Below are 10,686 nucleotides of genomic sequence, written 5' to 3' on the forward strand. Positions count from 1 at the left end.
CAAAAACATCCATTCCTGAAATATGAGAGATGAACAGGTCTTCCATATCGATAGAGTTTCTTCTGATCTTTGCATCGAAGTTCACTCCGCCGGTGCCTAAACCTCCTGCAGGAAGTAATACCAGCCATGCCTGAACCATTTCCAGGTAATCGATCGGGAACTGATCCGTATCCCAGCCGTTCTGGTAATCCCCTCTGTTGGCATCAATACTTCCTAACATTCCTGCGTCCACAGCTGCCTGAAGTTCATGCTCAAAAGTGTGGCCGGCCAAAGTAGCGTGGTTAACTTCGATATTCAGTTTAAAGTCCTTATCAAGTCCGTAATGTCTCAGGAATCCGATTACGGTTTCGGAATCGTAATCATACTGGTGCTTGGTAGGCTCCATCGGCTTAGGCTCGATCAGGAAAGTCCCGTTGAATCCCTGCTGACGGGCATAATCCCTTGACATGGTAAGAAAACGTGCCAGGTGGTCTTTTTCACGTTTCATATCCGTGTTTAAAAGGCTCATATACCCTTCTCTACCACCCCAGAATACATAATTTTCACCGCCGAGAGCGATGGTCGCGTCGATGGAATTTTTCACCTGGGTCCCGGCGCATGCCAGCACGTCGAAGTTAGGGTTGGTGGAAGCACCGTTCATGTATCTTTCGTGGGTAAATACGTTGGCTGTTCCCCAGAGAAGCTTGATTCCCGTTTCCGCCTGCTTCTGCTTGGCATATTCTACTACTGCCTGAAGGTTTTTTTCATAATCTTTCCAGTTGTCAGCAGGATCTACCAGGTCGATATCATGGAAGCAGTAGTATTCAAAGCCCATTTTGGACATGAATTCGAAACCGGCATCCAGTTTGTGCATGGCTCTGGTTACCGGGTCATTGCCCATATCCCAAGGATGGTGAATCGTTGCCCCGCCGAAAGGATCGCTTCCGTTGGCACACAAGGTATGCCACCAGGCCATTGCGAAACGGGTCCAGTCTTTCATCGGTTTCCCCATGATTACTTTTTCTGCATCATAATAGCGGAACGCCATTGGGTTTCTGCTTTCCTTTCCTTCAAACTTAATCTTATCGATCCCTGTGAAAAACTCTTTTGTACCTGTTAAAGTGTTCATATTGTTTTTATTTATTTTTAAATTTTACATTTTTATGTGAAGGTTCCCTGCTCACCGGCCTGAAAAACCCGGTAAGTACTGTGGAAATCCCCTGAAATCCGTTGTATTTAGATAATTTCTTTAAGATGATTCGTCCATCGTGAATAAGCTTCCGTATACTGTTCCTGCTTTTCATGTTCCGGTTCGATAACCGCTATTTTTTCCAGGGAAGCGAAGGCTTCTTTTGAGTCTGCATAAAACCCGATTCCCATTCCGGCCGCCCTTGCTGCGCCTACCGCACCATCGGTATCATAAAGCTCAATAACGGCGTTGCTGACACTGGCCAGCGACTGTCTGAAAATGGAGCTCAGGAACATATTGGCATTTCCGGCACGGATCACCTGGATATCCATCCCGATATTTCTCATGATATTCATTCCGTACTCATAAGAGAAAACGATTCCCTCCTGTGCAGCGCGGAGAATATCCCCTTTGGAATGGATGTTGAAATTGATCCCGTGGATGGAGCAGCTGGTATCCTTGTTTTCCAGCACTCTCTCCGCCCCGTTTCCGAAAGGAATGATGCTCAGTCCTTTGGAACCGATCGGCGAAAGTGAAGCCATGTCGTTCATATCTCCGTAGGAAGAGAGCGAAGTAGCAAAATTATGCTTCAGCCATGAATTCAGGATGCCGGTTCCGTTGATGCAAAGCAGTACGCCCAGTCTTGTCTGTTCCGGAGTGTAATTAACGTGGGCAAAGGTATTCACACGGGACAGTTTATCATATTCCAGCTGATCCAGCACTCCGTACACTACACCTGACGTCCCTGCGGTGGAAGCGATTTCCCCGGGATTGAAAACATTCAGGGAAAGTGCATTGTTCGGCTGGTCTCCGGCCCTGTAGGAAATCGGGGTCCCTTCCTTGAGACCCAGTTCCCGGGCGGCAGCGGCAGAAACCGTAGCCTGGATCCCGAAAGTAGGAACGATTTCAGGGAAAAAGCTTTCCGGGATTCCGTAATACCTGATAATGTCTTCCGAAATGCAGTTGTTTTTAAAGTCCCAGAAGATTCCCTCTGACAGGCCTTCAATGGTCATCCCGATCTGGCCGGACAATCGCATGGCGATATAATCTCCCGGCAGCATGATCTTATCGATCTTTTCGAAAAGCTCCGGTTCGTTTTCTTTCACCCAGGCCAGCTTGGAGGCTGTAAAATTTCCCGGTGAATTCAGCAGATGGGAAAGGCACTTCTCCTCACCGATTGCTTTGAAAGCTCTTTCCCCGTAAGGCACGGCACGGCTGTCGCACCAGATGATGGAGGGACGCAGAAGGTTCTGGTCTTTATCCACCAGGATCAGCCCGTGCATCTGCCAGGTGATCCCGATCCCTTTGATGTCTTCCGGATGCACACCGGATTCATGCATTACCGCTTCATGGGCCAGTTTCAGATTGGTCCACCAGTCTACCGGGTTCTGTTCTGCCCAGCCGGGATGGATTGCCGTAATTTTCATTTCCTTTTTAGGGGAAAATTCTGAAGCAATCACTTTTCCGCTGGATGCCTCAATGAGACAAACTTTAACAGAAGAACTGCCGATGTCATAGCCTAGTAAATACATAATGTAGAGAAAGGGGGATTATTTAATTAATTTCGTGTTATTCTTCTTATATACTTTAGCATCGAATTTATAATACCGGGCCGCGCGGTGCGATACGTTTTTCTCGATTTCTTCTAAAGGCACAATATAATTGAACGAAGATATTTTTTTGTGGAAGTTTTTGATATCGATGTATTTTTCACTCAATGCACTGTACAGCTGATAGAGTTGCCTGATCGTAAATCTTTTCGGCAGCATTTCAAAGATAATGGAGAAGTCGGATTCAATCCATTTCCTGATTTCCACCAGAGATTCGCTGATGATCTTGTTATGGTCGAAAGGCAGCGAAGGAACTTCATCAATCGGACACCAGTCTACCGTATCATATTTCGTGCTGTTGATCTTATGATCAATCTTGCAGAGGGAGAGATAGGCAACGGTAATGATGCGGTCGATATCATGCTTGTACTCGTTGCCCATCCATTTGATATCGTTCTGGCTGTCTGCCCTTGCAGGGTCTGCAAAACATTTGAACTGTTTCAGGACCATCTTCTTGATGCCTGTAAGCTCATGAAGAACCCTCTGGGCGGCATCATCCACATCTTCATTACTGAAGATAAGGCTGCCCGGCAATTTTTTCTGTCTCTCCAGAGGAATATTTTCCACGTGACGCTGAGCCAGTAAAATATTCAGCCTGTTTTCGTGATCAAATCCGAATACAACACAGTCTACAGAAACATACGTATGAATAAAAGTTGGGCTCATTTAAGTGTTAACATTTATGTAACATCACAAATATAAAAATTCAATCGAATAAAAAAAATAAATTTTACACTACCACCTACATATCAATGGTTTACATATCGAATTTTAATGATAAGATTTGTATTAAATTTATGATAAGCTTATCATATTTAACACACTTATATAAGTTGTAAAGTATGAATTGACAACAGATTATGGAAAAAAAAATAAAAGAAAAAAAGATCGAAATCCGCCTCATGTTCCTATGATAACAAATCGTAAAAGACATTGAATATTTTTTTAATTAAAAGTGTAAAAAAAACACTTTTCAGCCTCAAAAACCACAAAAAAACTGATTTCTGCTTTACCATTTTTATAAGCAAGCCATGAAAAAAGTGTCAAAATGCAAAACCGGAATCTGTAATCCAGGTGAATTGTTTGAGAACTTAACATTAAATAATAATGACTTTTCAAAAGAGAAAATCCCTTTATATTTAGGAATTGCAGCATCGGATGATAATTTTTCTTATTACAGGCCTGTATGGCACAACTTCTGATATAGCAACAGCACAACACATAAATCACTACACTATGTCTATAAAAATACAGGTTGCTGTCTGCACAAAATGCAATGGTTACTGCTCATCTGCGCCCCTTGATAAGAAAGATATCCAACATCCTGATATTGTTGATCATTTCTTCTACCATGGTGAACCGAGATTCACCCTGGATCAGGAAACATTTGAAAAGGTAAAAAAATATGAGCATACGGAGATTGTAATTGTTGATCTTCGTAAGCATGAAGAAAACGATCACCTGCAGTGCAATTGTACTAAACAGGTAAAGGCAGATATTCCGAAATACCGGAAAGCTGTTCAGGTGGCGGAAAGATATGAAACAGACGAAATCTACTTCAAAGACCTCTATTATACCTATAATAACTTTCATGGCATAAGCCCTGCAGCAAGCTACACTGCGTCCAGCCGCAAGTACGGATAGTAGGCATTTGGATAACTGTATAAATAATCAGTATCATTCTATATAAAAAGCCGTCCCCGGTGAGGAGACGGCTTTTATTTATAAAACAGCGGAATCCTGTCCGGCTGTTTTTTTCATCCTGAACACGCAGAAACTGGCTATGATAAACAGGACGCCGGCCATTGTAATGACTGCTGACGGATTGCTGTTCAGCACTGTTTTGTAAAGGGTACCAAAGGTTACAGTCTGTATCAGCATCGGGATAACGATCATCATGTTGATTACCCCCATATAGATTCCTCGTTTCTGAGATGGTATAGCTGACGATACCATAGAATATGGCAATCCCATCATGGCTGCCCACCCGATTCCCAGTGCCACCATCGGCAGCAGGATCAGATATTCGTTTTTTATCAACGGCAGTGTTAAAATTCCGAGCCCCGTAAGGAACAGGCAGAAAATATACGTATTCTTCGCCGAGAATTTCCTGGCAAACGGCACCAGCAGCAATGCGGAAAAAATGGTTACGATATTATATGAACCGTTCATCAGGCCGGTCTGCCCTACTGCTACTTCTACCTTATGAAGAATTTCTGTAGCCCAGGAGAAATCAGAATCTGCAACAGACCTTCCCCTTTTGGCCATTTCTGCAATGCGGTTTGCTTTTTCTTCCTGAGCTTCCGAAATTCCGTACAGCGACCATTTAAGCATCGGTGTGATGAACTGCCAGTAACAGAAGAGTGCATACCACTGGAACAGATATACCAGTGCCAGCTGCCACAACACGCGGGGCATTTTCCGGATGGCTACAGCAATTTCCAGGAAAGGCGTAAAAAAATGACTCTGGTCCCTGGCGCTTCTCAATTCTTCAAGTTCTTTTTCATCAGGCGGTATTTCCGGTGTTTTGTATACCGACCACGCTACCGATGCCACGGAACAGAACGAGCCCAGAAAAAATGAGTAATACACCCAGACGGGGATTCCGCCGTTAGCAGTGTTTCCGCCCAGGTACTTCTGGAATACAAACAGCGAAAGATTGGCCAGCGTAATCCCGGCTCCCACGAACAGGCTCTGCATCTGGAATCCGAAAGTCTGCTGTTCCTGCGGAAGCTTGTCGGCAATAAAAGCCCGGTAAGGCTCCATAGCGGTATTATTGGCGGCATCAAGGATCCAGAGAAGTCCGGCAGCCATCCAGATGCTGGAACTGAACGGAAAAGCAAACAGCGCCAGGCTGCACAATACCGCTCCCAACAGGAAGAACGGCTTCCTCCTTCCCCACCGGTTACTCCAGGTTTTATCACTGATGGCACCGATCAGCGGCTGGATCAGGAGCCCGGTGATCGGGCCGGCAAGGTTCAGGATCGGCAGCTGCTCGGCATGGGCACCCAGGAAAGAGTAGATCGGGTTAACGGCTGTCTGCTGCAGTCCAAAGCTGTACTGGATACCGAAGAAGCCCACATTCATATTCCAGATCTGCCAGAAACTGAGGCGGGGAATGATTTTTTTTGTCATCATGATTCAGGAATTACAGGGTTATAATCTTTGCCGAGGATCAGATCGGCATCCTTCTTAAAATTACGGATGATGTGATGCTCGATATCGAGCACCTTTTCTACAAAGCCGCTCTGCTCATCACGGTTCCGCTGCATCCGGTTATCATAGGTGTCCTTGTAATTCCGGTCGATGAATATTTTATAATCCAATTTTCCGGTTTCAAAAATATATGTTCCTTCCACAATAAGAATGTCAATGCCTGAAATTTCCAGCTGTTCCGCTAGGATCCTGTTTTCCTGATAGTGGACCAGCGGCTTTTCGGTCACCGGTTTCCCTTCTTTGAAATCACGGATATTCCGGGAAAGTTTTTCAAGGTCAACTTCTTGGGGACCTACATGGGCCAGGGAAAGCAGCCGGTTTTCGTGGTTGCTTTTCGGAGGAAGCCTGAAATAATCATCCATTTGTAACACAAGGCTTTTTATGCCATTCCCGGACAGGACTTTCTGAAGCGCAAAAGCGGTCACCGACTTGCCGCTTCCGCTTTCGCCGGCTATTCCTACAGCTATTCCTGAGTTTTGCAGTAAGGGAAATTGTTCTTTCAGGAGGTCCAGTATTTTTCCGGCCGTAGCCAGGTGGTTTTCATTCAGTTCAATAGTATCGCCGATCATAGTGCATCATTATTAGAGGGTAAAGAATCTTCATGGATCATCATCAGGTATCCTGAGGCGGAAAAACAAAGCTGTCCGGTACCCAGCGGCAGCAGTTCATCTGTGGAATAATACTCACTGAAATGATTTCCTTTTTCCTGCATCAGGGCTTCATACTGGGCCAGAATCCGTTCCGGGATATTATACATCCCCTGTCTTTTCAGGCCAAGGCAAAGCCAGCCCAGGAAAACAGGCCAGGATCCGCCGTTGTGAAAATGGTACGGCCGGTTCTTGAAACTGTAACTGTAGTTGTTTTCCAGCAGCCGCCAGTCTTCATCACCCGGAAAAATTACCGGATGGAAAACAGGAAGCATCCAGTGATTGAATCTACCACTGATCTCCGTCAGAAAATCCGAAAAAGCAGGAAGATCCAATTCAAAACCAAGATAAAGGGCGAGCGCATTTCCGGCGAGATCAAATCTCTCATCGTATCCGTTGGCATTCAGGGCTGCCCAGAAATAAGGTTTTGCCGAAGCCTTTTCATAGGCGGTCTGATGATACTTTGCAGTACCGGATCCGTTTTTGATGAAATTTTCCTGGATAAGCACTTTGGCTTCTGAAGCCAGCACCTTCAGTTCCTCATCTTCATACAGTTCCGAAACATTCCGTAAAGCCCAGTACCGCAATACGTTATCGTAGAGCGTGTATCCCGAGGTCACATATTCGTCTGCCCAGTTGCCGCCCAGCGGGCTGTACAGCAGGCCCCGCTGATTGTATTCCCACGTCTTAAGGCAGGAAAGGGCCCGGTAAAGAGGTTCTCTTAACTGTTCCTGCGCTGCCCGGTTTTCTGAAACCTTCAGATACTCGCAGGTTATTGCTGTCCACCAGGTGGTGGCATCGGTACGGCCTACATGCGTTCCGAAGCTGGCTTTTCCTTGGATAACATTCGACGGGATCTGCCCGTTCTCCGCCTGCTGCTTTGCCAGTGTGAAAACAGACAGCCCGAGCCCTTTGACGACGGCGTCGTCGCCGGCCAGTATTCCGGCGTAGCCGGTCATCATGGAATCCCTTGCCCATACCCTTGCGTAATTATCCCTCTGCTGTGCCGAAGCCAGCAGGCCCTCTTCCGTAATGGCTTTCCTGATTACTCCTAAAGCTTCTTCCTTAAACATAATTTGTTTTTTGAAAGCGGCACCCGCCGGTAAGGCACCGGTACCGCTTTGTTTTTTATCTTTTAAAAATCGAATTTCACACTTACGCTGTAGCTGCTTCCCGGTAAAGTACGGGCCCTTACGATTCCGTTACCGCCCACGATAGAGCCTTCTTCCGCTTCCGTCACGGCAATGGTATTGAAAATATTGTTTCCGTTGACGGCTACCGAAAGGTTTTTCAGCACCTGATAGGAAATATAAGGATTTACAATGGCATAAGCCGGCATCATCAGCTTGTTGGAATCCTGTGTATAGGATTTCGTTACGCCGATTACATAGAACCCGACGTTTAATTTTTCCACATTGAAATTAGGATTTACCGTATACATCAGCTTTGGCGTCCTTCTCGGCATATTTCCGATAATCGAAGGATCCAATGCATTTCTGATTTCTGCGTGGGTATACGTCAGCCCGGCTTTTACTTCAAACATCCTGCTGATTTTATAATAGCCGTCAAGTTCTATCCCGTAAGACTGGTACTTATTCTCTGTCTTCCTCTGGGTCGTTGCTTCAAAATTGGCTTCGGTTGTATTGGCGAGGAATAAAGTCGTATTGAGGAAATACCCTGTGCCTCTCAGTTTGTATCCGGCTTCCACCTGGTTTACCTTATTCACCTTCACCGCATCCAGTGCAGGATCATCGCTATTGGTATAATTGTATCCTGAGAATAAGATCCGGTCTGCGGAAGCACTTCCGCCCTGGCTCACCCTCGCAAATACTGCATTGCGGCCATTCAAAGCATAGTTGGCCCCTACCGAATAGCCGAAGATTCCGTATCTGTAATGTACCGGGACATTGATGTTATCATTGGTGGCTACATTCTGTTCAGGAATATCGATCACGCCGTTCCCGTTCATATCACGTACCGTTTTGGTGTTGGTAACCCCGGAGAAACTTCCTGAAACCCTTCCGAAATCATACCGGGCACCGGCATCAATGGTGAGCTTGTCTGTAGCATTAAATTCCACCTGGGCGTGCGGCGCAGTTACATCATACTTGGTATTGTAATTCCTGTTCAGGTTTCCCCATGCCGGAACCCCGTATGCCAGCAGGCCGTGGTCTGTGACAGCTGTTCCTGCCGCATTGTACACCTCAATCAGCCTTGCATTATTATCGCTGACTTCCTGGAGGTAGGTGTTCCATACCCAGGACATATTGATGTTCTGGAGCCCTTTATAGAGCCCGGCATTCAATTTTACGCTGTTCCACTTTTTACTGAAATTAAAGTCATTGAAAAAATTATTGAAATTGTTAAGCGTTACATTGAACAGGTGCATTCTCATATAGTTGGCATTCATATCCACCGATGTATTCGTTCCGCTGTATACGGCTCTGGAAAAACCGGGAATAGAGGCCAGGATTTCAGTTCCGGTTCCCACACTGGCAGGAAAGGGAGCGATAAACTGGCCGCCATTGGCCGCATACCGCATTTTTTCTTCAAATTTCCAGCCGTCTCCCAGATCGTAGCTGAACTCTGCACCTAAGGCTTTGGATACGGAGTGCATCCCGTCTGAAATATCACTGTCCAGGATATTCCCGTTTCCGCCTACAGTACGGTCGTGCTGGAGGTTGATGGTCTGCAGGGCACCGGTGAGTGCATTGTATCCGGATACCGATGACCATTTCGGGCTGCTGTCGGTTCCGGTAACAGAAACCGGCATCGGCATATAGGCTGCCGTACGGTCATCCAGCACTTTGGCATATATCCTGAAGCTTCCTTTCTCGAATTTTTTAAGCAAAGAAATCCTGAACTGTCCGCCGTTATTGGAATTAAATCCCGTTTTCCTCGGCCCGTCGCCTACTCTGTAAAATCCGCCGGCACTGATGAAGGTATTTTCTCCGATCGGGGTTCCGTAGTCGAAATCGGTCCTGTAATTCCTGTAATTCAGTCCAACCTGCTGGGTAATGCTTCCACCCTGCCTTTCACCGGTTTTGGTAATAAAGTTGATGATTCCTGCCGGAGAATTGCTGGCAAATACCGATGCAGAGCCTCCACGCAGTGCTTCCACACGGGACACGAAAGAATCGAAACGGGTAAACTGGTCCTGGGTTCCGAAGGCAATATCCCCGAACTGCATCACCGGCAGGCCGTCTTCCTGGATCAGCAGGTATCTTGATCCGCCCGCTGAAACCGGTACTCCCCTTACGGTAATATTGGAGTTCCCTTCACCTCCGGAAGATTCCGAACGGATCCCCGGAATGGTCCTGAAAATTTCCGCAGTGGTTCTGGGAGCAGCGTTTTCTATATCTTTCATTTTAAGAGTGGAAATGGAAGTGCTGGTCTTGATGGAAGCTTTGGGATTTGAATTTCCTGTAATCACCACTTCATCAATGGCTTTATCCCTGGTAAGTGTATCATTAGGAGTATTTTGCGCAAACATAAAAGCTGCGGTATTCATTGCTCCGAAGATGAATAATTTGGTAAACATGTTAGATTCCATATCTTGCTGAAGTTTTTTGTTATGGTCTAAAAGTATTTTTTTTACCCTATCCAAAATACAGTTTTAACGGGATGTAAACGGAATGTAAATTTCAAACGTTTGCGCAAACGTTTGCGGTGGATAACCTGTTTTTATTTTAACTTTTCATTAACAATATCACCTCATTTATTTAACGTATTTTAACAATTTAAAAGTCATAAATCATTGCTAAATTCACCCAAAAATTGTCTCTATTAACCTAAAATGAAAAGAATTACCATAAAAGACCTTGCGGAAATGCTCAATATCAGTGCGTCTACCGTATCGCGGGCGCTCAAGGATCATCCCGATATCAGCGATGCCGTAAAACGCAGGGTAAGGGAGGCGGCGGAAACCTTTAATTATATTCCCAATGATTTTGCCGTTAATTTCAGAAAAAAATCTTCGAAAGTGATCGGGCTCATCATCCCGGAAATCTCCATGTTCTTCGTTCCTTCCATCATTAAGGGGATT

9 protein-coding genes are annotated in these 10,686 nt (G+C 45.6%); 2 read left to right on the forward strand and 7 right to left on the reverse strand.

From position 1 onward, the window contains the following. The 3 genes from xylA to QZ735_RS08100 all read right to left on the reverse strand — a co-directional run. Positions 1-1,108 (reverse strand): xylose isomerase (gene xylA, locus QZ735_RS08090; protein ID WP_294246670.1); only part of this gene is annotated, 1,108 nt, incomplete at its 3' end. A gap of 107 nt (positions 1,109-1,215) precedes the next feature. Further along, complete coding sequence (locus tag QZ735_RS08095; RefSeq protein ID WP_294246673.1) at positions 1,216-2,700, reverse strand: FGGY family carbohydrate kinase; 1,485 nt, start codon at positions 2,698-2,700, stop codon at positions 1,216-1,218. 18 nt (positions 2,701-2,718) lie between these two features. After that, the gene (locus QZ735_RS08100; RefSeq protein WP_294246678.1) at positions 2,719-3,444 is read right to left on the reverse strand and encodes an NUDIX domain-containing protein; all 726 of its coding nucleotides are present in this window, start codon (positions 3,442-3,444) and stop codon (positions 2,719-2,721) included. A 570-nt stretch (positions 3,445-4,014) separates the two neighbouring features. Here QZ735_RS08100 and QZ735_RS08105 point away from each other — a divergent pair. Continuing rightward, positions 4,015-4,422: a hypothetical protein gene (locus QZ735_RS08105; RefSeq protein WP_294246680.1), complete on the forward strand. Its 408-nt coding sequence runs from the start codon at positions 4,015-4,017 to the stop codon at positions 4,420-4,422. A gap of 78 nt (positions 4,423-4,500) precedes the next feature. On the opposite strand, the gene QZ735_RS08110 is transcribed toward QZ735_RS08105, so the two are convergent. The 4 genes from QZ735_RS08110 to QZ735_RS08125 all read right to left on the reverse strand — a co-directional run bounded on the left by QZ735_RS08110 (position 4,501) and on the right by QZ735_RS08125 (position 10,194). Beyond that, positions 4,501-5,916, reverse strand: coding sequence for an MFS transporter (locus QZ735_RS08110; protein WP_294246683.1), 1,416 nt, complete (start codon positions 5,914-5,916; stop codon positions 4,501-4,503). Then, the gene (locus QZ735_RS08115; protein WP_294246686.1) at positions 5,913-6,563 is read right to left on the reverse strand and encodes a hypothetical protein; all 651 of its coding nucleotides are present in this window, start codon (positions 6,561-6,563) and stop codon (positions 5,913-5,915) included. The genes QZ735_RS08110 and QZ735_RS08115 overlap by 4 nt, the downstream gene beginning before the upstream one ends. Next, a complete protein-coding gene (locus tag QZ735_RS08120; protein ID WP_294246689.1) occupies positions 6,560-7,714 on the reverse strand; it encodes a glycoside hydrolase 100 family protein in 1,155 nt (384 codons plus the stop codon). Before QZ735_RS08120 ends, QZ735_RS08115 begins: the two co-directional genes overlap by 4 nt. Before the next feature lie 62 nt (positions 7,715-7,776). Next, the gene (locus QZ735_RS08125; RefSeq protein ID WP_294246692.1) at positions 7,777-10,194 is read right to left on the reverse strand and encodes a TonB-dependent receptor; all 2,418 of its coding nucleotides are present in this window, start codon (positions 10,192-10,194) and stop codon (positions 7,777-7,779) included. A gap of 243 nt (positions 10,195-10,437) precedes the next feature. Between QZ735_RS08125 and QZ735_RS08130 the strand changes: the two genes are divergently transcribed. Continuing rightward, positions 10,438-10,686: LacI family DNA-binding transcriptional regulator (locus QZ735_RS08130; RefSeq protein ID WP_294246695.1), on the forward strand; the 249-nt coding region annotated here is incomplete at its 3' end.

Source organism: uncultured Chryseobacterium sp., assembly GCF_913776365.1.
Classification (GTDB): Bacteria; Bacteroidota; Bacteroidia; order Flavobacteriales; family Weeksellaceae; genus Chryseobacterium.

Excerpts from the sequence above, each read along its gene's own strand:
- QZ735_RS08095 (WP_294246673.1), bottom strand. The coding sequence starts at position 2,700 with ATGTATTTACTAGGCTATGACATCGGCAGTTCTTCTGTTAAAGTTTGT.
- QZ735_RS08100 (WP_294246678.1), bottom strand. The coding sequence starts at position 3,444 with ATGAGCCCAACTTTTATTCATACGTATGTTTCTGTAGACTGTGTTGTA.
- QZ735_RS08105 (WP_294246680.1), top strand. The coding sequence starts at position 4,015 with ATGTCTATAAAAATACAGGTTGCTGTCTGCACAAAATGCAATGGTTAC.
- QZ735_RS08110 (WP_294246683.1), bottom strand. The coding sequence starts at position 5,916 with ATGATGACAAAAAAAATCATTCCCCGCCTCAGTTTCTGGCAGATCTGG.
- QZ735_RS08115 (WP_294246686.1), bottom strand. The coding sequence starts at position 6,563 with ATGATCGGCGATACTATTGAACTGAATGAAAACCACCTGGCTACGGCC.
- QZ735_RS08120 (WP_294246689.1), bottom strand. The coding sequence starts at position 7,714 with ATGTTTAAGGAAGAAGCTTTAGGAGTAATCAGGAAAGCCATTACGGAA.
- QZ735_RS08125 (WP_294246692.1), bottom strand. The coding sequence starts at position 10,194 with ATGGAATCTAACATGTTTACCAAATTATTCATCTTCGGAGCAATGAAT.